This is a genomic window from Streptomyces sp. NPDC107522 (assembly GCF_055657525.1).
In genome coordinates, this window is the sequence record NZ_JBVKAU010000001.1 from 980,549 (window position 1) to 1,002,101 (window position 21,553).

General features: G+C 68.8%; 13 protein-coding genes and 3 pseudogenes. 7 read left to right on the top strand and 9 right to left on the bottom strand.

Annotated features, from left to right (window positions below; translation table 11 throughout):
• The first annotated feature begins 265 nt into the window (after window positions 1-265).
• Entirely contained in the window at window positions 266-1,075 is an 810-nt protein-coding gene (locus tag ACZ7L6_RS04500) for an SCO4651 family lipoprotein (RefSeq protein ID WP_471920452.1), read from the top strand.
• A gap of 249 nt (window positions 1,076-1,324) precedes the next feature.
• Here the strand turns inward: ACZ7L6_RS04500 and ACZ7L6_RS04505 are convergent, their stop codons facing one another.
• From ACZ7L6_RS04505 to ACZ7L6_RS04515, 3 genes are all read right to left on the bottom strand, one after another.
• Window positions 1,325-2,290, bottom strand: a complete 966-nt coding sequence (locus tag ACZ7L6_RS04505; RefSeq protein ID WP_471920453.1) for a glycoside hydrolase family 6 protein — start codon at window positions 2,288-2,290, stop codon at window positions 1,325-1,327.
• Window positions 2,291-2,386: 96 nt separating this feature from the next.
• Window positions 2,387-4,435, bottom strand: a complete 2,049-nt coding sequence (locus ACZ7L6_RS04510) for a glycoside hydrolase (protein ID WP_471920454.1) — start codon at window positions 4,433-4,435, stop codon at window positions 2,387-2,389.
• A 52-nt stretch (window positions 4,436-4,487) separates the two neighbouring features.
• Window positions 4,488-6,098 (bottom strand): glycoside hydrolase family 43 protein, encoded by a 1,611-nt coding sequence (locus ACZ7L6_RS04515; RefSeq protein ID WP_471920607.1) that lies wholly within the window; start codon window positions 6,096-6,098, stop codon window positions 4,488-4,490.
• Window positions 6,099-6,476: 378 nt separating this feature from the next.
• On the opposite strand from ACZ7L6_RS04515, the pseudogene ACZ7L6_RS04520 reads away from it, so the two are divergent.
• Window positions 6,477-8,124: pseudogene (locus tag ACZ7L6_RS04520) on the top strand (glycoside hydrolase family 27 protein).
• 63 nt (window positions 8,125-8,187) lie between these two features.
• Window positions 8,188-9,159 (top strand): annotated as a pseudogene (locus ACZ7L6_RS04525) (CE1 family esterase); the annotation flags it as partial.
• 93 nt (window positions 9,160-9,252) lie between these two features.
• Here ACZ7L6_RS04525 and ACZ7L6_RS04530 read toward each other — a convergent pair.
• The 3 genes and pseudogenes from ACZ7L6_RS04530 to ACZ7L6_RS04540 form a co-directional block, all read right to left on the bottom strand.
• Window positions 9,253-9,744 carry a GNAT family N-acetyltransferase gene (locus tag ACZ7L6_RS04530; protein WP_471920608.1) on the bottom strand — a complete coding sequence of 164 codons (492 nt, stop codon included), beginning with the start codon at window positions 9,742-9,744 and terminating at the stop codon, window positions 9,253-9,255.
• A 45-nt stretch (window positions 9,745-9,789) separates the two neighbouring features.
• Window positions 9,790-10,169: pseudogene (locus tag ACZ7L6_RS04535) on the bottom strand (AAC(3) family N-acetyltransferase); the annotation flags it as partial.
• Between the two features lie 127 nt (window positions 10,170-10,296).
• Complete coding sequence (locus ACZ7L6_RS04540) at window positions 10,297-12,528, bottom strand: alpha-L-fucosidase (protein ID WP_471920455.1); 2,232 nt, start codon at window positions 12,526-12,528, stop codon at window positions 10,297-10,299.
• A 468-nt stretch (window positions 12,529-12,996) separates the two neighbouring features.
• Between ACZ7L6_RS04540 and ACZ7L6_RS04545 the strand changes: the two genes are divergently transcribed.
• On the top strand, window positions 12,997-13,722 hold the full coding sequence (locus tag ACZ7L6_RS04545) for a FadR/GntR family transcriptional regulator (RefSeq protein ID WP_471920456.1): 726 nt from the start codon (window positions 12,997-12,999) through the stop codon (window positions 13,720-13,722).
• Between the two features lie 228 nt (window positions 13,723-13,950).
• Window positions 13,951-15,252 carry a ferredoxin reductase family protein gene (locus tag ACZ7L6_RS04550; protein WP_471920609.1) on the top strand — a complete coding sequence of 434 codons (1,302 nt, stop codon included), beginning with the start codon at window positions 13,951-13,953 and terminating at the stop codon, window positions 15,250-15,252.
• Between the two features lie 738 nt (window positions 15,253-15,990).
• On the opposite strand, the gene ACZ7L6_RS04555 is transcribed toward ACZ7L6_RS04550, so the two are convergent.
• Window positions 15,991-16,287 carry a DUF1330 domain-containing protein gene (locus ACZ7L6_RS04555; RefSeq protein ID WP_471920457.1) on the bottom strand — a complete coding sequence of 99 codons (297 nt, stop codon included), beginning with the start codon at window positions 16,285-16,287 and terminating at the stop codon, window positions 15,991-15,993.
• A 137-nt stretch (window positions 16,288-16,424) separates the two neighbouring features.
• On the opposite strand from ACZ7L6_RS04555, the gene ACZ7L6_RS04560 reads away from it, so the two are divergent.
• Window positions 16,425-17,372, top strand: a complete 948-nt coding sequence (locus ACZ7L6_RS04560; protein WP_471920458.1) for an AraC family transcriptional regulator — start codon at window positions 16,425-16,427, stop codon at window positions 17,370-17,372.
• Between the two features lie 173 nt (window positions 17,373-17,545).
• On the opposite strand, the gene ACZ7L6_RS04565 is transcribed toward ACZ7L6_RS04560, so the two are convergent.
• Together ACZ7L6_RS04565 and ACZ7L6_RS04570 are read right to left on the bottom strand one after the other, a co-directional pair.
• Entirely contained in the window at window positions 17,546-18,322 is a 777-nt protein-coding gene (locus ACZ7L6_RS04565; RefSeq protein WP_471920459.1) for a calcium-binding protein, read from the bottom strand.
• A 64-nt stretch (window positions 18,323-18,386) separates the two neighbouring features.
• Complete coding sequence (locus ACZ7L6_RS04570) at window positions 18,387-19,160, bottom strand: calcium-binding protein (RefSeq protein WP_471920460.1); 774 nt, start codon at window positions 19,158-19,160, stop codon at window positions 18,387-18,389.
• A gap of 638 nt (window positions 19,161-19,798) precedes the next feature.
• Between ACZ7L6_RS04570 and ACZ7L6_RS04575 the strand changes: the two genes are divergently transcribed.
• On the top strand, window positions 19,799-21,553 hold the full coding sequence (locus tag ACZ7L6_RS04575; RefSeq protein ID WP_471920461.1) for an AMP-binding protein: 1,755 nt from the start codon (window positions 19,799-19,801) through the stop codon (window positions 21,551-21,553).

The window sequence follows — 21,553 nt, forward strand, 5'->3', positions numbered from 1 at the left end:
GACGGCCTGGCCCGCACCGCTCGATGCGGATGCGGGCCGTCGATGCGCGCGATGGTCCCGTCGACCGCACCTGCGGCATCGGAGTGCTGCGGCGGACGCGACCTGGGCATCCGGTCAACGGCCAGAGCACGGAGGTTTCCCTCATGGTCGTCACCGCACGCTCCCACCACATTTAGTTCGCACCGCTGTGCGAAACTTCGTAAGATCTCCGCGCGAGGCGGTTCCGCAATGGCCGAGTGCTCGCCCAAGAACTTCGGAGAATCCCATGCGCCGTCCTCTCGTGCTCACCGCTGCCGCCGCGCTGCTGTGCGCCGGCTGCTCCACGGCCGACGCCGGAAGCCGCGACAAGCCTGCGGCCGCGTCACCGTCTTCCACATCGCCGTCCGGCCCCCGCTCCGCCGTACGAGCGGCCGTCGCGGCTCTCCGCGAGGAAAGCGCCGGATTCCGCCAGGAGATCGAACTGGAGGGTGAGGGCCAGGTGTACGGCCTCACCATCACCGGCGGCTTCGACTTCGCCGCGGACAAGGGCCACCTGGCGGTCGACCTCCCCGGCGGCGCCATCGACCACAGCGACCAGGTCTTCGCGGACGGGAAGATTTACATCAGCGGCGTCCAGGGGATCGACGAGGATGCCTGGGGGGTCATGCCCCGGGACAAGGCGCAGGCCCATTACCTGCTGCGGGCCCCGCTCAACGACCCCGAGCACGTCCTGCAGCAGATCGCCGCAATGCGCAAGATCTCCCGGGAGGGCGAGGAGAACGTCCACGGCGTGCGCGCAGTGCGCTACCGCGGCATCCTCGACCACCGGACCGTCACTCTGCGCATGGCCCCGGATGTCCGCGCGAAGATGGACCAAGCCCGCGACGCCCTGGGCAGCGACCTCCCGGTCTTCGCGGACGCGTGGGTCGACGGCCGGGGGCGCCTGGTGCAGACCCGCATGAGCGTCAACCTGTCCGGTGCGCGGGTGACGCTGACCATCGCCCTGTCGGACATCGGTGAGCCGGTCCACGTGACGCCTCCGCGGGCCGCGGACACGGTCCCCGTCACCGAGGTCGGCGGCATCCTGAACGGCTGACGGGTGCGTCCAGCACCAAGGACGACGCCCAGTCGGACTTCTTCAACTTCGGGCCGATCGTGGACCTTTGCGCGCCGGGCTCGGACATCACCTCCGACGGGCACGACAGCGATAGCGGAACGCCCAACAAGCTGCTGAAGGTGACCGAGTAGAGCCACACACAGGGCACTACAGCCCGGCGGTGCCGTCAGCGCGTGCGCAGCGGCAGCGCCGGGCCTCGTCGCGGCCGGGCCCAGGGCATGGTGAGGCTCAGTAGCCGTAGATCATCTTGTACGCGACCTCCGGGAGGAACTGTCCGGCGGAAGAGCCGGTTCCCACGCCGCAGTTGCCGTCGGACTCGCCCGGGACCTTGATCCACAAGAGCATCTCGGCGCCTCCGCCCAGCTGGGTCGGGGTGCCGATACGGCGACCCGAGGGGTTGCACCACTGGCCGTTGGAGCCGTTGCCGTTACGGCTGGTGTCGACGACGAACGGCTTGGTGTAGCCGTACCGGGAGCCGAGTTCCCTGTTGACGGCGTTGCCGTACGCGGTGTTCTCGGCCGTGGTGAGGTAGTTGGAGACGTTGAGCGAGAAGCCGTGGGCCTGCGGGAGGCCGGCTTCATGAAGGCGCCGGGCCATGGTCGCCGCGCTCGCCCACGCCGGGTTGCCGGCGTCGAGGTAGACCCAGGTGTTGGGGGCCTGACGGTTGAACTCGGCGAGCGCTCCGGTCAGCATGCTCTCGCGTTCGTCGATCTGCGCCTGGGTCATGCAGCCGTAGTCCCCGAGCGAGTCCGGTTCGAGGACGACGACGGCCGGGCGGCCCGCGATCCCGCCCGCGAACTGGGCGATCCAGTTCGCGTAGGCGGACGGCGAGGAGGCTCCGCCCGCGGAGTGCCCGCCGCAGTAGTCGCGGTTGTAGATGTTGTAGGCCACGAGGACGGGCAGCTTGTCGCGGGCGTCCGCGGCGCCCACGTACGCGCCGGTGGCGGTGCCGATGGTGCCGCTCCAGGAGCCGAACCAGCGGGCCGTCGGCGTGTTGGCGATGGAGGCGTTGATCGCGGGCGCCCGGCCGTCACCTGGGTTGGCGGCGACCCATCGCTTCGCGCTGGAGTCGGGGTCCACGTAGAACCCGTTGGTCATGGTCGTCGGGTCGGCCGCGTGGGCGGACGGGGCGGCGGCGAGCGCCAGCGGCAGTGAGGAGAGTGCTGCCACCACGGCGCGGAGTCTGCGGCGCATGACGGGTACCTCGGCTTTCTGACAGGGGTGCGTCCGAAGGTCGGCTGCGGGGATGGGGAGCGCTCCCACCGGAAGCGCTCCCCACGGCACGGTCGGTCAGCAGGTCGAGTTGGTCTGGGTCAGGAGGCCGAGCCGCCACGGGAGGAGGTTGTAGTCGCCGCCCGCGTTGGGGTTCATGCCCTGGTAGAGGTACTGGAGCCGGCAGGCCGGGATGCTGAGGGTCTGGTCGTAGCCGGCTCGGATCATCTCGCCGTGACTGATGTCCCGGGTCCAGGCGCCCGAGGGGAAGGTGACGTTGTTGGCCCGTGCGAACGGGTTGCTCTCGGACGCGGCCAGCGGTGTCCAGGAACCGGCGAGGCTGCCCGAGGTCCAGGAGCGGAAGTAGCGCCGGCCGTCCGATCCGATGGCCTCGACGAGCAGCAGATACTGGTTACTGCCCTGCACCTTGTACACGTTGCTCGCTTCGAACAGGGCGTACTTGGAGTCCTGGGCCGCGATGACTGTGTTGGTGAACCCGTTCGGGAACTGGCCGACGGTCGTCTGCGAGCGGTACAGGTGGCCGTTGTCGTCGGAGGAGAACAGGTAGCAGTTGGCGCTGTCGCAGATCACCCACATGTCGACCCAGTAGCCGTTGCCGATGTTCTGCTTGATGATGTCCGGCATCGACGAGTAGAAGTGGCGTGGTGCGCTCCACCCGTTGGGATTGCTGATGTCGGGGTTGGTGGAGTACGAGGCGTTGCCGGTCTGGTAGACGAGGTACCACAGGCGTTGCGGCGCGTAGTAGAAGACCTGCGGTGCGGCCCGGTAGCCGGAGCCGATGGCGGTGCGGTCCAGATAGTGGTGCGTGGCCGAGCCGGCTTGGGACCAGTCACTGAAGTTCAGGTAGACCAGGTTGTAGCCGGAGGAGCTGGCGACGCTCGCGAACACGTGGTACTTGCCGTTGTACCGGACGACCGTCGGGTCCTTGATCCCGGCGATGTTGTGGGTCGAGTCCGGCTTCGGCGCGATCAGCGGGCCGCTGGAGCTCCACGAGTAACGGCTGGGCAGAGCAGCCGCGTTGGCAGCGCTTCGCGGGGCGGCGGGCGCACCGCTGGTGGCGACGGGGGTGCTGCGGGTGGCGGCGGGCGTGCCGCCCAGCGTCGTCAGTACCGCGTTGTACGCAGGCTTCTTGTTGCCACCCCGGTCGAACAGCAGCGGGTTCTCCGAGGCCCGCCAGGAGTCGCTGTCGCGGATGCCCCACACCGTGATGCCTGTGCAGCGCGCTACGTTCATGCAGGCCCTGACCGTGTTCGCGTACGCCGTGGGCGAAGCCTGCGCGATGTCCAGTTCGGTGATCTGGACGTCCACGCCGAGGGCGGCGAAGTTCGACAGCGTGGTCTGGAAACTGGCGGGCGGGCCGCCGGTGCCGAAGTGGGCCTGGAGGCCGACGCAGTCGATGGGCACGCCGCGCGCCTTGAAGTCGCGGACCAGGCGGTAGACGCCCTGGGTCTTCGCCGCGTTCCAGTCCTCGATGTTGTAGTCGTTGTAGCAGAGCTTGGCCGCCGGGTCGGCGGAGCGCGCGGTGCGGAAGGCCTGCTCGATGAAGCCGTTGCCCAGCACGTCCCGGAAGACGGAGCTGCGGAGCTGGCCGCTGGAGCCGTCGGCGAAGGCCTCGTTGACCACGTCCCAGGAGTGGATACGGCCCTTGTAGCGGTTCGTCACGGTGGTGATGTGGTTGTTCATCACGCCGCGCAGGGTGTTCGCGTCCCTGATGGAGCTGACCCAGCCGGGCAGCTGGGAGTGCCAGACCAGGGTGTGGCCGCGCAGGCGCTGACCGCGGGCCTGCGCGCGGTTCGCGATCTGGTCGGCGGGGCCGAAGTTGAACGAGCCGCGGGACGGCTCGGTCGTGTCCCACTTCATCTCGTTCTCGGGTGTGACCGAGTTGAACTCGCGGTTCAGGATCGTGCTGTACGTGCCGTCGCCGAGCCTGCCGGCGGCCACGGCGGTTCCGAAGTACCGCCCCGACTGGGCGGCTTGGGCACCCAGCGTGGAGGCCTTGACGGCGTCGGGTGCGCCGGTCGCGGTCCCGGGCGTCACCAGGGTGGCCGCGGCCAGGAGGGACAACACCGTGGCTCGGCGACGGCCGAGTCGTTTCAGCGGGTTCATGGTTCTCCTCGTACGGTCGGGTGGGGGGTTGCGTGTGCGAACCTCCGATCGTTCAGGGGGTGGACAGCTCGAACCGCGTGACGCGGACCGCGCCGCCGAGCGCCTGTGTGGCGTGGTTGAAGAGGGCGAACCGGTAGCCCATGAAGAACCGCCAGTCGTTGCCCAGGGAGAAGGCGGGTCCGAGGCGGGTGAAGGTGGTGCCGTCGCTGCTGTAGGAGAAGGTGCCGGGGCGTGCCGCGCCGGGGCGGATGTCCGCGGCCGCGCGCAGCCAGATACGGCCGTTCGGGACGGGCACGCCCGCGACCTCGGTGCCGGTGCCGGTGGTGTTCCAGTTGCCGTCCATGGTCAGGCCGTTGACCATCACCACCCGCGTCGCGCCGCCGTCGCGCTTGACGCCGATCCAGGCGGAGGAGTCACGCAGCAGCGCGAGTCCTGCGCGGTCGCCGTCCCGCATCGCGGAGTGGTCGAGCTGGACCGTGGCGGTGGAGGTGGGGCCCTGGATGCGGTGTGTGAGTGTGTTGCGGGCCCAGTAGAGGTCGTTGGTGACGGTCGCGGTCCGCAGGGTCAGGCCGTTGCCGACCGACCACTTGCTGTTGTCCGGGTTGTGGTTCCACTCCCACCTCGGTTTGAGGGTCGTGCCGTCGAAGGTGTCCACGCCGGTCATGGGGGTGACCTCGCGGGGTGGCGTGGGCACGGCCGGGCTGGGATACGAGGTGCCCCATGCGCCGTTCACGAGTTGCACGACGGGCCAGCCGTCCGAGGTCCAGGTGACGGGCGCCAGGGCGGGCATCCGGCCGCCGGGGTACGCGTCGACGAAGGCCATGTAGTACCAGGCGCCGCTCTGCGTCTGCACCAGCCCGCCCTGGTGCGGGACGCCACCGCCGGGGATCGGCCCGCGCAGGTCGAGGAGGACCTGCCGCATCGTGTACGGACCGAAGGGGCCGCTCGAGGACTTCAGGATGTACTGGCCGTTCGCGGGGCGGGTCAGGAAGATGTAGTACTGCCCGTTGATCTTGTAGAAGCGGGAGCCCTCGAGGGTGCCGACACTGGACGGTGTGGTGAACACCTGCTGCGTGCGGACCTGGGTGCGGCCGTCGGGTGAGAGCTGGGCCACGCTGATGGTGGTGTTCCCGTAGGCCACGTACAGGGTGTCGTCACTGTCGACGAGCAGCCCTGCGTCGTAGTAGGGGATGCCGATCGTCGTCAGCCGGCTCCATGGTCCCTCGGCGGCGGTGGCGGTGTAGACGTACGTCCGGGCGAAGTCGATCTGGCCGAGCCAGTAGAAGGTCCTGTTGCTGGGCCGGTAGGCCAGTGACGACGCCCAGATCCCTCTGACGTAGCCGCGGGCACCGTTCAGGTCGTACTTGGCGCCGAAGTCGAGCACGGGCACCGAGTGACCGGCGATCTCCCAGTTCACGAGGTCGTACGACCGCAGGACGGGCGCGCCCGGCGAGTAGTGCATCGTCGAGGCCGAGGCGTAGAAGGCGTCGCCGACGCGGATGACGTCGATGTCCGCGAAGTCCTGCCAGATCACCGGGTTCGGGTAGGCCGCGGCGGGGGCGGTGCTGGGGGCCGCTGTCGGAGCCGGCAGGGCACCGGCGGCCAGGCCGGCGGCGGCCGTCAGCACGCGGCGACGGGACAGGGATTGATGAGTCCATGACATCAGCACGTGTGGCGTTCTCCTTGTGTGGCCCAGCCGTGGTGGTTGGAGTTGCCCGGAGGTGCCCTGCTCGGTTCGTGCGGAGCGGCTGCTCTGTATACGCGATGTCGAACATGGATCGACTGGTCGAGCACTCTGGATGATAGGAGGCCGATGGACCCCGTCAATACCTCTCGCACGAATCGTTGGATGTCTCGAAACATTCGAAGCGCCTAATTGACTGAATGGCGTAGATGCAGCGTTTTTCGGCGTCTTCTTGCTCGCATCGCGAAAGCGGTTCGATGGCAGGTATTGACACGCCCGATGGTCTCTCTAATATCCGTGGAGCTTTGAGTTTCCGAATGGGTCACGAAATTTCGAACTCCACAAAGGAGCCCCTTGGTGCCCAGACGCTCAGGTGGACGGCTGCTCCGCCTCCTCGCGGCCGGCGTGCTGACAGTTACCGCGTCCCTGGCTGCCTCCGCGCACTCCACCGCCTCGGCCGCGCCGGGCAGTCCGGCGCTCACCCCGCCGCTCGGCTGGAACAGCTGGAACAGCTTCGGGTGCGGGATCACCGAGGCCCAGGTGCGCCAGGCCGCCGACGCGATGGTCTCCTCGGGCATGCGCGACGCCGGCTACCGGTACGTGGTGGGTCGACGACTGCTGGTTCGACCCGCAGCGCGACGCAGCAGGCAACCTGCGGGCCAACCCGACCAAGTTCCCGAGCGGCATGAAGGCGCTCGGGGACTACGTCCACAGCAAGGGCCTGAAGTTCGGGATCTACCAGGTGCCAGGTGAACGCACCTGCGCGCAGACCACCGGCGCCTACCCGGGGTCAACGGGCAGCAAAGGACACGAGGCCCAGGACGCCGCGACGTTCGCCTCGTGGGGCGTCGACTACCTCAAGTACGACTGGTGCTCCTCCAGCGGCACCCGCGACGAGCAGGTCGCGCGGTTCACGCTGATGCGCGACGCCCTGCGCGCCACCGGGCGGCCGATCGTCTACAGCATCAACCCCAACAGCTTCCACGCCATCACCGGCGCCACCTACAACTGGGGCGAGGTCGCCGATCTGTGGCGGACGACCGAGGACCTGCTCGACATCTGGCAGAACGGCAACACCAACAGCTATCCGATGGGCGTCGGCAACGTCCTGGACGTCACCGCGCCGCTGGCGGCGCAGTCGGGTCCCGGACACTGGAACGACCCGGACATGCTGGTCGTCGGCCGCCCCGGCCTGTCACTGACCGAGTCCCGCTCCCACTTCGCCCTCTGGGCACTGATGGGTGCCCCGCTCATGGCCGGCAACGACATCCGCACCATGTCCGCCGACGTGAGCGCCATCCTGCGCAACCCGCGCCTGCTGGCGGTGAACCAGGATCCGTCGGGCGCGGGCGGGCGCAGGGTGCGCGACGACGGCGGGACCGAGGTGTTCGCGAAGCCCCTGTCGGACGGCTCGGTCGCGGTGGGCCTGTTCAACCGCGGGGACGGCACCGCGACGGTCACCACGACGGCCGCGCAAGTCGGCCTGTCCGGCGGCTCGTTCACCCTCACCGACCTGTGGACCGGCGGCACCTCGAGCACGGCCGGGCAGATCTCGGCGAGCGTCCCCGCGCACGGCGTGGCCGTGTTCCGGGTGACCGGCGGAAGCCCGCTGGCCGCCACCACCTCGCGGCTGCGGGGCAGCGCCTCAAGCCGCTGTGTGGACGTGGACGACGCCTCCACCGCCGCAGGGGCCACGGTTCTGCTCTGGGACTGCCACACGGCCGCCAACCAGCTGTGGACCACGTGGGCCGGCGGCGAGATCCGCGTCTTCGGCGACAAGTGCCTGGACGCCTACAACCAGGGCACCACCAACGGCACCCGGGTCATCACCTGGCCCTGCAACGGCCAGAACAACCAGAAGTGGACCGTGGGCTCCGACGGGTCGATCCGCAACGTCCATGCCGGACTGTGCCTCGACGTCAACGGGGCCGGCACCGCGGGCGGGACCCCGCTGGTCCTGTGGACGTGCAACGGCCAAGCCGGCCAGAGGTGGACCCGTGTGTGAGGGAGCCCTGCTGACACAGGGCGACTGACGCACGGCGATGTTCCAACAGAAGGGAGTCGCACGATGCCAAGGACAAAATCCCTCTTATGGCCCGCCGTGGTCGCGGTGCTGCTCGTCCTGAGCGTGGGCGGCACCGCACTGGCCCGCGGTCAGGGCGAGAACACCCCGCTCAGGGCCTCCGGCACGGCCGCCGCACCCGTCGGCACCGCTGCCGCGAGCCCCGGATGCGGCAAGGCCCCCACCCTGACGAGCGGTACGCACACGATCCAGAGCGGCGGCAAGAACCGCAGCTTCATCCTGCGGATCCCGGACGGCTACGACCGCAACCGCGCCTACCGGCTGGTCTTCGGGTTCCACTGGCTGGGCGGCACCTCCACCGACGTCGCGACGGGCCGCACCGTGGAATCGGGCACCTGGGCCTACTACGGGCTCCAGCGACTGGCGAACAACAGCGCCGTCTTCGTCGCACCTCAAGGCCTCAACAACGGCTGGGCCAATAACGGCGGGGAGGACGTCACGTTCGTCGACGACATGCTCAGGCGCATCGAGTCGGACCTGTGCGTCGACACGACACAGCGCTTCGCTCTGGGTTTCAGCTACGGCGCCGCCATGTCGTACGCCCTCGCATGTTCCCGTGCGACGGTCTTCCGCGCGGTCGCCGTCCAGAGCGGCGGGCAGCTCAGCGGATGCAGCGGCGGCACCCAGCCGATCGCCTACCTCGGAGTGCACGGCCTCAGGGACAACGTCCTCGGCATCTCCGGCGGACGGGCCCTGCGGGACAGGTTCGTCAGGAACAACGGCTGCACCCCTCAGAACCCGCCGGAACCGGCGCAGGGCAGCCTGACGCACCGGATCACCACCTACTCGGGATGTTCGGCCGGGCATCCGGTCGCCTGGGCAGCGTTCGACGAAGGACACATCGCCGCTCCGCAGGACGGGGCCTCCGGCGACAGCGGCTCCAGGACCTGGTTGCCGCAAGAGGTCTGGAAGTTCTTCACGCAGTTCCAGACGTCCAACCCGTCGCCGGGGACGGCGGTCTCGGCCCTCGCCGCGGACAATCACGCTTCGAGTCGGCTTCTTGCCCGGCTTGCCGAGTCCGTCGCTCAGCCGAGCACGGGGCTCGGGGGCTCAGCCGGTCAGCACGCGCCATGACATGAAGAGTGCCAGCTCACCGGCCGATGCAGTGCCGTCGTAGAGCGTGGTGTCCAGCCCGCAGAACGTGAACCCCATTCGGAGACAGGCGCGGATCGCGGGGGCGTTGACATGGGTGACCTCGAGCCACACATGCCTCGCCCCGAGCTCCTTCGCGATGTCGAAGGCGTGATGCATCAGGGTGCGCCCAACTCCTTTGCCGCGCCAGGCCGGTGCGACCTCGATGTCGCAGATGGTCAGCCGTGCGTTCCACGGATCGAAGGAGGTCTCGATGAATCCACACAACTCATCCCCGTCGAAGGCGACAACGGTTCGGCTGAGCTCGGGATCGCCGGCACTGCCGTCCTCGTCGGGGAAGACCTTGTGGATCGGAGGGGCCACCGGCGTCTCACGGATCCCGAACTGGCCGTCCGCAACGGTCACTTCGAATACGGAGTCCGTTGTGAACGACCCGTCCAGCCCCGCCACGGCCTCGTCGTCCTCGGGTCGCGCCGGCCTGTAGACGACGGTTCCCACCACGCCCCGGCGGGCGACCAGTCTCGCAAGGGGGCTGTCGGGTCCATGGGGTCGTCCCAGGGGTGGTCGACCATCAGATCGACCGCTGCCGTCCCCAGCGCCGCGAACCGGCATCCGGATGACGGCCAGGTGACGAAGTCATAGGGTGGTGCGTCGTTCCAGCCGCAGGTCACCATGAGGGTTCCCCGCGTTCCGACCACGTCCTGCAGGGCGCCGATGATGGTCTGCGGCCCGCCGGCGACGTACCCGATGGCGGACATGCGGGTGTGGAACATGACCATGTCGCCGTCCTGAAGGCCGAGTGCGGCCAGGTCACGGCTGATGCGGCTCCGGGTCACGGGACCGCCGGAGCGCTTGAGCAAGGCCATTTCGTCCATGATCACGGATTCCGTACACGACCGAGGAGGGTGGGGTCGGTGTGCGTGCTGAGTCGCCGTCGTGACCCGCCGCCGGCCGGTTGGCGCGGAAGGAATCCGGGCGGCGGCGGGGGTACGGGCACTGGGATCAGAGGGCCGTGAAAGTCCACAGCAGGTTGGTGCTGTTGCCGTACGTCCACTGCTTGGTGACGGAGCCGGAGGCGACGTTGCCGCCGCCGTCGAGGACCAGGCCGGTGGTGCGGTTGGCGATCGAAAAGTGGTCGCCGCCCCGGTGGGTGATCGTCCACTGCTGGTTGGTGCCGCCGTTCCAGGGTGCCTGTCGGGCCGGAGAGCCGTCCGCGGTGGCGCCCCAGCCGTCGGCGACCATGCCGTTCGTCCGGTTGACCAGCCTGTAGTAGCCGCCTTCGACCGGCTCCGCCTGCCACTGGAGGTTGGAACTGCCGTCCCAGGTCCACTGCTTGAGGTTGGCCCCGGAGGCCACGTTGCCGCCGCTGTCCAGGGCGAGTCCGTCGGTGACGTTGGTGATCCGGAAGTACGTCGCCGGGTTGAACCGGACTCTGAGCGAGGTGATCCGGTCGTTGTTGCCGGTGGCCCGCAGGTCGGGGTTGTCGGCGGTGAAGGTCCACGAGGTGCCGGTGAAGTTGTCCCCGGAGTAACCGACCACCTGGTAGCCGGGGGCCGGTCGGAGGGAGGAGAGGGTGCGGGAGCCCAGTCCGGCTGCGGTCAGGTCGGCCGCGGTGTAGTCGCCGACGGTGAACACGCCGGCGTTGCCGGTGTAGTTGACGTCCGAGAAGGCGACGGCGCCGGAGAGCGGCCGCAGGCCCGGGATCGTGCCGGAGAAGGCGAGCATGAGGACGTATGCGTGGGCGGTGTACGGCGCCGAGGACGGCAGGGTGACCGTGAGGCCGGAGGAACTCTGGGCCGGTGTCGGCAGGTCGATGTAGGTGCCGTCGGTGGAGCCGAGGAGCTTGACCGAGGTCAGCGACGCGAGGTCGATCCGGTCCGAGCTGAGCGTCTTGATCGTCAGCGAGCTGCCCGGCCAGCCCAGGACGGTGGCGTACAGGACGTCGTTGGCCTTGTTGCGGGTGAAGCGGATGTCCTGCGCCGTACCGGCGTGTGGGGTGGTGAACGAGCCGCCGCCCATCTTCGTCGGGCCCTCGCCGTACGCCGTCCAGGCGCGGGTCGCGTACAACGACTCACCGAAGCGCTTCAGGTGGTCTCCGATGCCCAGCAGGATGTCCTTCTGCGCCTGCGGGACGGTGCCGTCGGCCATCGGCGCGATGTTCAGCAGCATGTTGCCGTTCTTGCTGACCCGGTCGATGAACGAGTGCAGCATCTGCGGAATGGTGTAGTAGCCGATGCCCTGGGTGTAGCACCAGCTGCTGCTGGAGATGCTGTCGTCGGTCAACCAGTACGGGGTGGTGATGTCGGCCGGGCCGCCGCGCTCGTAGTCGAAGACCTCGCCCTTGCCGTGCATGCCGTCCTTGTACGTGGCGACGACCTCACGGCCCCAGTTGCCCGCCTGGTTGTAGTAGTACGCCAGGAAGTTCAGTCGCTGTTGCTCGTCGACGGCGTCCAGATTGAAGTCCTGCCACAGGATGTCGGGCTGGGCGCGGTCGACGACCTCCTTGAGCTTGTCGAACCAGAGCTGGTTCTCCGCCGCCGACCCCAACTGCCCGTAGAGCTTCTTGAGGCTGCTGTCCGTCTGGGCGGGGGCGAACTCGTAGAAGCCGGTGAAGTTGTACGCGTGGTGCATGGCCACCAGCAGCTTGAGGCCCTGGGCGCGGATGGCCGTGGAGAACAGCCGCAGCAGGTCGAGACCGGGGCCCTTCTTCACCGAGTTCCACTCGTTGACCTGGCTGTCCCACATGGAGAAGCCGTCATGGTGCTCGGCGACCGGGCCCGCGAACCTGGCGCCTGCGTCGACGAACAGCTGCGCCCACTCGTCGGGGTCGAACGTCCCGCCGGCCGACTTCAGCTTCGGCGCGAACTTCACGAAGGTGCCCGCCAGGTCCTGGGCGCCGTTGATGAAATTGTCGTACGGCCATGCGGATGGCCGGCCGTAGGTCGCGATGTGGTGCTGGTTGACGGTGTCTCCGGCCCGGTACATGGTGCGCGGGTACCACTCGTTGCCGAAGGCGGGGACGCTGAAGACGCCCCAGTGGAAGTAGATCCCGAACTTCGCGTCCTGGAACCACTCCGGGGCCGGCGGGTGCTGGTCGACCGAGTTCCAGTCCGGTGTGTACGTGCGGGGTGCCGCCTGGGCGACATCGGCGCCTAACGGGCCGCCGGCGACGGCCGCCGCGGCCACGCAGGTGGCGCCGGCCAGGAAGTGGCGTCTGTTGATCGAACTCGGCATGGGCACATCCCTGGTGCAGAGGGGGGACAGGGGAATGCAGGGGACACGAGTCGGCGGAACTGCTGTGTGTGGGGCGCCGCTTGTTACGCATGAAGGTCGGTCATGCCTTCCGGAGATGTCAACCAGCGTGAAGGGATGAAAAGCTCCGTACGGCAGGACAGTTGATTCGGTTTGCGCGATTTTGCGAGCATTGAGGCATGGTAAACATGGCATGTCTTGGCCGGCTTCTTGGCCGGTTCGAGCCATCGAGTGGTGGGTTGACGGGGTGGATCTCCGCGCTCAGGTCATCGCCGGTGTCTGCGCGGCGTAGGGGGACCGACCCCCCCTGCCCGCCGCCGCGATCGCCTTGGCGTGCACGCATCCCCGGTATCATCAACGTCACCCTCGGCATGCGGACTCCGGAACGCCCGCGCAGGGGCTGATCAGGTCGGATGTGCTCGCGGGGCACGGCCGGGGGAGGGGTGTGCGGTGTCTCTGACGGACAAGGCCATCGAGCGTATCCGTGAGCTGATCCGGACCGGTGCGCTGCCTCCGGGCTCGAAGCTCCCACCGGAGCCGGACCTGGCCGCGCAGCTGGGACTGTCCCGCAACCTCGCCCGCGAAGCGGTCAAGGCCCTTGCCGTCGCGCGGGTCCTGGAGGTCCGGCGGGGCGACGGCACGTATGTGACCAGCTTGCAGCCGAGCCTGCTGCTGGAGGGGCTCGGCGGTGCGGTGGAGCTGCTGCAGGGCGACTCGGTCGCCCTGCAGGACCTCATGGAGGTACGGCGGCTCCTCGAACCGATGGCCACGGCCCTTGCCGCCACGCGGATCTCCGATGAGCAACTGGCCGAGGTGGAGCGGCACCTGGACGCCATGCGCGCGGCCCGCGAAGACGTCGAACAGCTCAACGCCCACGACACCGCCTTCCACCGCGCCGTCATCTCTGCCACCGGCAACGAAACCCTCCTCACCCTCCTGGAAGGGATCTCCGGACGCACCCTGCGCGCCCGCCTCTGGCGCGGTCTGGTCGACGACAAGGCCGCGGGCCGCACGCTCGCCGAGCACGAGGCGATCTTCAACGCTCTGTCCGCCCGTGACGCCGCCCTCAGCCAGGCCGCCGCACTGCTGCACGTGAGCAACACCGAGCAGTGGCTGAAAGAACACCTGCGCTCAGGCGAACCACTCCTCTCCCTCGGGACGACAGCGCGGACGTGACGGGCGCGCGCCGCCTGCCCAGGGGAGGTGCGGACGGCAGTGCTTGGACCGCTCCTCGGTCCATGGGGAGGTGACCTTGTGTTGGTTGGCTTGTGGTTAAGGCCTTAATCGCTCAGCGTACGCAGGACGCTGGGTAGTCGTGATCTCGCGGGTGCCGGGCGTGAGTGCTTCACACGGACAAGAGGGGAAGCGGTGGAGACGACGATTTCACAGGTGCGGCGGCGCACCATGGCTCCGGTCGTTGCGGCGCGGTGGGCGCTGTGGACGTTTGTCATCGTCAACTTGCTGATCGTGGAGGTCTTGTTCCTCACCGCCGGGACCGGCCAGAACGGGGTGCTCACGGTCGCCAGGTTCTTCGGTCTGCACGCCGCCGTACTGATGCTGTTCCAGCTGCTGCTGGTCGCCCGGCTGCCGTGGCTCGACCGCCGGATCGGCATGGACCGGTTGACGGTGTGGCACCGGTGGGTCGGCTTCACCCTGCTGTGGACCGTCCTCACGCATGCCGTGCTGGTGGTGCTGGGCTTCGCGAGGCTCGATGACGAGTCGATGACGAAGACGTTCTTCGCGCTGGCCGGAGTGCCGGCCTCCCTGCTCGGCATGGGGGCCGCGGCGATCGTCGTCGTGGTCGCCGCGGTCTCCGCCCGGTATGTGAGGCAGCGGCTGCGGTACGAGACCTGGCACGGCCTGCACCTGCTGCTGTACGTGGCGTTGGGGCTGGCGTTCGTCCACCAGTTGCAGGAGACCACGACCTTCAGCTCTTCCGCGCCCGCGAAGATCTACTGGTGGGCCCTGTGGCTGTTCGCGTTCGGTGCCCTGGTCACGGGGCGGATCGTCATGCCCCTGTGGCGCAACGCCTATCACCGGTTCCGGGTCGCGGAGGTGGTGGCGGAGTCGGACAACGTGGTGTCGGTGCGCGTCACCGGCCGCCACCTCGACAAGCTGCCGGCCCGGGCCGGCCAGTTCTGCATCTGGCGGTTCCCCGGGCACAACCACTGGTGGCTGGCGAATCCGTTCTCGCTGTCGGCGGCACCCGACGGCCGTACGTTGCGTCTGACCGCCAAGGCGGTCGGCAGCACCAGCGCCGGTCTCAGGCACGTTCCGGTGGGAAGCCGCGCGTTCGTCGAGGGGCCGTACGGGGCGTTCACCGCGGTGCACCGAACGCGGCCCGGCGCACTGCTGGTCGCCGGAGGGGTGGGGATCACGCCGGTTCGAGCCCTGCTGGAGGAGGAACCGGCCGGCGACGTCGTCGTGCTCTACCGGGTGCGCAGCGAGAAGGACGCCGTGCTGATCGACGAGGTACGAGACCTGGTCGCGGACCGCGGTGGGCAGCTGCACCTGCTCACCGGTCGCACGGGGGAGGGGGGCACGCCGTTCGAGCCGGACAGACTCCGTGCCCTGGTTCCCGACATAACCGAACGCGACGTGTACGTCTGCGGCCCGCCCGCGATGGCCTCGGCCGTGCTCAGCGCCCTGCGCGGCCTGAAGGTTCCCCAACGGCAAGTGCACGCCGAGCGGTTCGGCCTGGCCTGAGCCACGACTGCGGCGGTGCCCGGCGGCACGCAGCGACCACGGCCGCCGGCCGTGGTAGCCAGGTCCGGGATCGCGCCCCCTCACGGATGATCCGCCGCAAGTTCAACTTCCACGCCCACTGTGGCGTAGGTGATGTACGGCGTCACTCAAGCCCGGGGGACGCCCGCAGCGGCAGATGATTCGACAGGGAGACGACAATGAGCGTTCTTGACGGGATCCTCGCGGGAGTTCGCGAGGACTTGGAGGAGCGTAAGCGTGTGACGCCGTTGGCGGAGCTGCGCTCCCGGGCGGCGGACGCGGCTCCCGCGATCGGGCCAGTGCGCCCCTTGCTGGGGGCTCTTTCGCTTCACCTCGATGATGATGGACACCCCTTGCGCGCGGAACGCGGGCAGCGGGAAGTACACGCGTATGCGGAGGAGTCGCGCAAGCAGCGGTCCAACTCCCATGTGCGCGGCCACCTGGTCCTGCTGGTCACCGACCGGACACGGACCGCCTCGCAGAGGCGATCCTGCCGCCAGCATGGCCAACTACCGCGAGGACGGCTCCGCCACCTGCGCCTACGTCATGCCCTCCACCGTCGAGGCCGGGCCGCGCACCGCGCCGACCCCCTCGCCAACGACCAGGACCGGCACCTGGTCCTGTGGCTGCGGGAGCCAGCATCGCGGTGACGGCGTGGACGTGTGGGAACCCGAGAGCATGTGGTCCACGGCAGCCGACTGGCTGTGGGCCGCTGTCCTGTCAGGGCACTTCGGGGCTCTGTCCCGCGACGACCTTCACCGAGGAGTATTTGCGGCGAAGTTCCTTCAGAGGCTGGTACTCCGGCGAGTCCCAGAACTCCTGCAGCGCGGCCTTGGACGTGAACTCGTGGATGACCAGGGTGGCGGGCTCCCAGTCTCCTTCCAGGACGACGGCATTGTCGTCGATCAGCAGGTTGCGAGCGCCGGACCGCTCGATGAGCGGAGTCACACCGTCGATGTACTGCTGGAATCCGGCGGGATCGGAAACATCAAGGTCTATGACGACGTATGCGGGCATGATCGATGCTCCTGCGTGTCGAGGTCGGGATGTGTCGATCTCGACGATACGGAGACCCAATTGGCCTTTCCTATACGTGTGATGGACCAGGACATACGTCATCGTCCCGGTCCGGGGCGGACCGGTAGTGTCGTCCCGTGGACGTTGTCAGCGACGTGATCGCCACGATGAGGGTCGGCCGTGCCAAGTTCACCCACTCCCGCCGTGTCGGTGAGTGGGGCAACCGGTTCGGTCCCTACCCGGGCGCGGGATTCCACATCGTGCTGCACGGCAGTTGCTGGCTCCTGCCGCCCGACGACACGGCGTTGCTGCTGACCGCAGGCGATGTGGTCTTCCTGCCGCACGGGGCCATGCACGGCGTCAGCAGTGATCCCCGCCAGGTTCCGGCCCTCCTGCCGCCCGCGACCGAACCGGAAAACAGGGACGACGTCGTCGCAGATGACCTGAGTGCAGGACACGGCACGGCCGAAGCCGTTCTGCTGTGCGGTGCGTACCGGCTCGACCGGGGACAGGTGCACCCCTTCCTGCGCGCACTGCCCGAGGTGATCCACATCCCCGCGGGACCAGGCCGCCACCCGGCACTGCGGGCCGCTGTCGATCTGCTCGGCGCGGACGTGCGGGACTCAAGGCCGGGAGCGGACGCCGCCCTGCCTGCCCTGCTGGACCTGCTGCTGGTCTATGTCCTGCGTGCGTGGCTGGACGAGGAGACATCCCGCAGCCCCTCCGCCGGCTGGTGCGCCGCGTTGACCGATCCGGCGATCGCCGCTGCGCTCAACCACATTCACCGCCACACGGCGCACCCGTGGACGGTGCAGGAACTCGCCCATCGCGTCGGCATGTCGAGGACGGCCTTCGCGAGGCGGTTCACCCACTTGGTGGGACAGGCACCGATGGCGTACGTGACCTGGTGGCGGCTCAGCACCGCGGCTCGGATCCTGCGCGATGGAGACGATCCACTCGCAGCGGTGGCCCAACAGGTCGGCTACACCTCTGAATTCGCCTTCGCCAACGCCTTCAAGCGCGCCTTTGGCGTTGCTCCTGGACGTTTCAGGCGGGCACAACACGCGCCGCAACCGGTGCAGTAGGCGTGTGCGGGGCTGTCCGCGGCTGGCGCCGAGTGCGGACTCGCCTTTCCAAAGGGCCCTACCGCCGTCGGCCTCGCCGACCAGCAGTCGGTCATCACCGGCTGCCATCCTGCCGCCGGACAGCCCGTACGGCTGTCCGACGACGTCTCCGACCTGATCAGCAGGGCGGCTGATCAGGGGCAGTTGACGGCCGTGTCGCCGGTGTCGCGGTTGCAGGTGTCGAAACCGAGACCGCCGTCGAGGCTGTCGTTGGCGATCACGCTGTCCACCGCGTTGAGCGTGTCGTTGCCCTCGCCGCCGATGTGCGTGTCGTTGCCGCGGCCCCCGTTGAGGGTGTCGTTGCCCTGGTCACCCCCGAGGGTGTCGTTGCCGTCGTCGCCGTTGAGGGTGTCGTTGCCCGCATTGCCGTTGATGGTGTCGTTGCCGGCCAGCCCGGAGATCGTGTCGTTGCCGGGGCCGCCGTTGATGGTGTCGTTGCCCGGCGTCGCCCTCAGGCCGCTGGCAGCCGGGTCGTCGCCGACGAGCCGGTCCGCCCGGGGGCCGCCGACGAGGCGGTCGTCACCCGCACCGCCGATCACCGTTCCGACGGCCTCCAGGTTCGGGGAGATGGTGACGCTGTCGTCGGCGTCGTCGGCGTTGACCCGTATCGACGTGACGGGCAGCGGACACTCCGCCGTATGCGTCCCCGTCGACTGACATGGGGCGACGGCGGACACGGTGTCCCCCGCGTCTGTCACCACGACAACGTTGCCCTGTCGCCGGACGGTGATGTCGTTCGCCACGCCTTGGGCGGCCGTGACGACCAGGGCGTCGCCGACCTCCTGCACGACCGTGGTGCCGGCCAGGCTTCCGCCGGGGGCCGCGCCGGGCGCGGCGGAGGCGGCGGCCAGTGGGGCGCAGGTGAGTGCGCCGATGGCCACCAGCGTGGTGCAGATGTTTCGTGTTCTCATCGGTGCCCGCCTTTCGTGTTGTCTCGCCGTGTACGAGTACTGGCGTGCTGCGCGCTCGCGCTGGTCACGGGCATCCGCTGACGTTGTCGCCCAAGTCGGCGCGGCAGTCGTCCACGTCGGCGCCGCCTTCGACGTAGTCGTTGCCGCTGACGTTGTCCACGGCGTCGATGGTGTCGCGGCCGTTGCCGCCCTCGGCGTAGTCGTTGCCGGTGCCGGCGACGATCTGCTCATTGCCGCCGCCGCCGTAGATCACGTCGTTGCCGGCGCCGCCGTCGACGATGTCCGAGCCGCCGCGTCCCTCGATGGAGTCGTTGCCGGAGCCGCCGAAGATCCTGTCCGCCTCGGCTCCCCCGGTCAGCGTGTCGTTTCCTGCGCCGCCGGAGAGGAAGTCGGATCCCTCGTCGCCTTCGAGGGTGTCGTTGGCGGATCCGCCGTAGAGGTTGTCGTTGCCGGCCCCGCCGATGAGGGTGACGCCGAGGGCCGTCAGCGAGGAGCTGACGTTGTCGTCCTGGTCACCGGCGTTGACCACGAGTTCGGTGGTGTCGGCGGCCCTGCAGGCGACTTCGGTCGTGCTGATGGCGGTGCAGTCGCCGGACGGGGCGACCGTGTCTCCGGTGTCTCTGATTCTGATGCTGCTGCCTGACTGCCACACGCTGATCGTGTTGCCCCGTCCGACTCCGGCGGTGACCGTGATGGTGGTGCCGGTCTTGTTCACCAGCGTCGTGGCGAGAAGACGAGGCGTCGGTGCGTCGGCCGCGCGGGCCACGCCCGTGAGGCAGAGAGTAAAACCGCACGCAGTGGCCAGAAGTGCCACCGTGCGATGATGCGTTCGCTTCATGACCTGCTCCTGAAATAGGGCACTGAATTTCGATCTCGCAGCTGTGCGCATTGCTTCCCGGCCTAAATTGCCGGTGCTGGCTCAAAGGAGCGCTTCCTATTGCGGTCCGCCGACCGCAGCCGGGACCCGATAACCGGCCCTGGCGAGTGCATCGAGGAAGTCCTTGCTGCATTCAACAGTCCTCAGTCCGCGCAGACTCCTCCCATCCCGCCATGGCCGACGCCCGCTCGACCGGTGATCGGCACTGGCGCCTGGGCACCCAGAGCATGTCGGGATGCGAAGCCGTGCTGAAGCCGAATTAGCGCCATTGCCAAATACAACGGTCTCCGCGCGTGGATCGCCGACTTGGCCCGGAATGAGATCACCTGCGGGCATGCCTGCCGCTTGATTTTGCATCAGCTGTGTCAATTCACGATTCATCCGTAGCGCATTCAATTAGTTGCCGGGTAACGCTGATTCGGCCCCCACGGCCGATCTGCAAGGGTTCGTGAACAGGGGCTTTCTGGGTATCCCGGGCCTACGGAAGCCCCGGCCTGCCCCCGCCGCGTCAGGACCCTTGTCCCCGCCCGCGGGCTCCCCTACGGTGATGCGGAACATGCCGACCAGTTGGTATGCCGTAGCCTTGGGTGGAGGGCGTCGTGGCGGACAACGCGCGCGTGCAGGAGTACTTGGCCGATGTACGGGCCCGCCAGCAGCGAGTGTGGCCGGACTCGATGCCGAGGGAGGTGGTGTACCCGCTCGGGCAGCGGCCGCTCACCGACCACCTGCGGCACTGGGCCCGGCGCCATCCCGACCGCGTCGCGATCACCTTCTACGGCGAGCGGATCACGTACGCGGCGCTGGAGGACCTGACGGCGCGGCTGTGCGGCTGGCTGCAGCGCAGCGGCGTGCGCCCCGGAGACCGCGTCGGGGTGTTCCTGCCCAACTGCCCCCAGTTCATCGTCGCCATGCTCGGCATCCTGCGCGCCGGAGCCGTCCACGTCCCGGTGAACCCGATGTTCCGGGAGCACGAGCTGCGGCACGAGCTGGCCGACGCCGGGGTGGAGGTCCTGATCACCCTTGACACCCTGCGACCACTGGTCGAGGCGGTGCGGCCCGACACCGCCGTACGGAACGTACTCGTCACCAGCCTCGCCGACATGCTCCCTTCCGATCCGGTGCTGCCGCTGCCGTCCGGCCTGGCCTGGGCAGATTCGACCGCCGGCGGGTGGGGGCAGGCCGTCGGCGGTGAGCGCGGCCAGGACCAGCCGGCCGACCTGGACGCGCTCGCCGCCCTCAACTACACCGGAGGGACCACCGGCCTGCCCAAAGGGTGCGAACACACCCAGCGGCACATGCTCTACACCGCGGCGACGGCGGCGGCCGCCAGCGGCATGGACCTCTCCGGCGATCACCCCGACGTGCTGCTGATCTACGTGCCGGTCTTCTGGATCGCCGGCGAGGACTTCGGCATCCTGCTGCCGCTGCTCACCGGCAGCGGCATCGTGCTGCTCACCCGCTGGGACCCCGAGGCCGTGCTGCAGGCGATCGAGCGGTACCGCGTGACGCTGATGCTGGGCACGGTCGACAACTACGTCGAGCTGATGGACCACCCCGGTCTGCCCGGCACCGACCTGTCCGGCCTGGCGCAGCCGCGGGCCATGTCGTTCGTGCGCAAGCTGACGCCGGCGATCCGGGCCCGGTGGAGCTCCCTGGTCGGCGAGCACAGCGTGCTGCAGGAGGCGGCGTACGGCATGACCGAGACGCACACCGCGGACTCCTTCACCACCGGGTTCCAGGACGGGGACCACGACCTGCTGACCGAGCCGGTCTTCTGCGGACTGCCCGTGCCGGGAACGGAGTTCATGGTGGCCGACGGGGAGAGCGCCGAGCCGCTGCCGCTGGGCGAGCGCGGCGAGATCCTCGTACGCTCCCCCTCCCTGCTCACCGGGTACTGGCGGCAGCCGGAGGCCACTGGCCGGGTCCTGCGCGACGGCTGGCTGCACACCGGCGACATCGGAATGATCGACGAGGACGGGTGCCTGCACTACCTCGGCCGCGACAAGGAGATGATCAAGGTCTCGGGTATGAGCGTCTTCCCGTCCGAGTTGGAGGCACTGCTGGCCCGGCACCCGGATGTGCTGACCGCGGCGGTCGTACCGATGGACGATCCCCGACGGGGCCAGGTGCCGCTGGCGTTCGTCCAGCCCCGCCCCGGTGCCGCGCTCGACGCCGAGGGCGTGCGCGCGTGGGCGAGGGCGAACATGGCCCCGTACAAGGTGCCCGTGGTGAGGTGCGTCGACGTCCTGCCCATGACCACCACCGGCAAGGTGAAGAAGGGCGACCTGCTGGAGCAGGCCGCGTGCATCGCCCCGTCCCCGGCCGCTGCCGATGCCTACGGAAAGGACCGGTGA

Bases quoted from the DNA above. Each gene is read 5' to 3' on its own strand.
- ACZ7L6_RS04500 (WP_471920452.1), top strand. From the start codon at position 266: ATGCGCCGTCCTCTCGTGCTCACCGCTGCCGCCGCGCTGCTGTGCGCC.
- ACZ7L6_RS04505 (WP_471920453.1), bottom strand. From the start codon at position 2,290: ATGCGCCGCAGACTCCGCGCCGTGGTGGCAGCACTCTCCTCACTGCCG.
- ACZ7L6_RS04510 (WP_471920454.1), bottom strand. From the start codon at position 4,435: ATGAACCCGCTGAAACGACTCGGCCGTCGCCGAGCCACGGTGTTGTCC.
- ACZ7L6_RS04515 (WP_471920607.1), bottom strand. From the start codon at position 6,098: ATGTCATGGACTCATCAATCCCTGTCCCGTCGCCGCGTGCTGACGGCC.
- ACZ7L6_RS04540 (WP_471920455.1), bottom strand. From the start codon at position 12,528: ATGCCGAGTTCGATCAACAGACGCCACTTCCTGGCCGGCGCCACCTGC.
- ACZ7L6_RS04550 (WP_471920609.1), top strand. From the start codon at position 13,951: ATGGCTCCGGTCGTTGCGGCGCGGTGGGCGCTGTGGACGTTTGTCATC.
- ACZ7L6_RS04555 (WP_471920457.1), bottom strand. From the start codon at position 16,287: ATGCCCGCATACGTCGTCATAGACCTTGATGTTTCCGATCCCGCCGGA.
- ACZ7L6_RS04565 (WP_471920459.1), bottom strand. From the start codon at position 18,322: ATGAGAACACGAAACATCTGCACCACGCTGGTGGCCATCGGCGCACTC.
- ACZ7L6_RS04570 (WP_471920460.1), bottom strand. From the start codon at position 19,160: ATGAAGCGAACGCATCATCGCACGGTGGCACTTCTGGCCACTGCGTGC.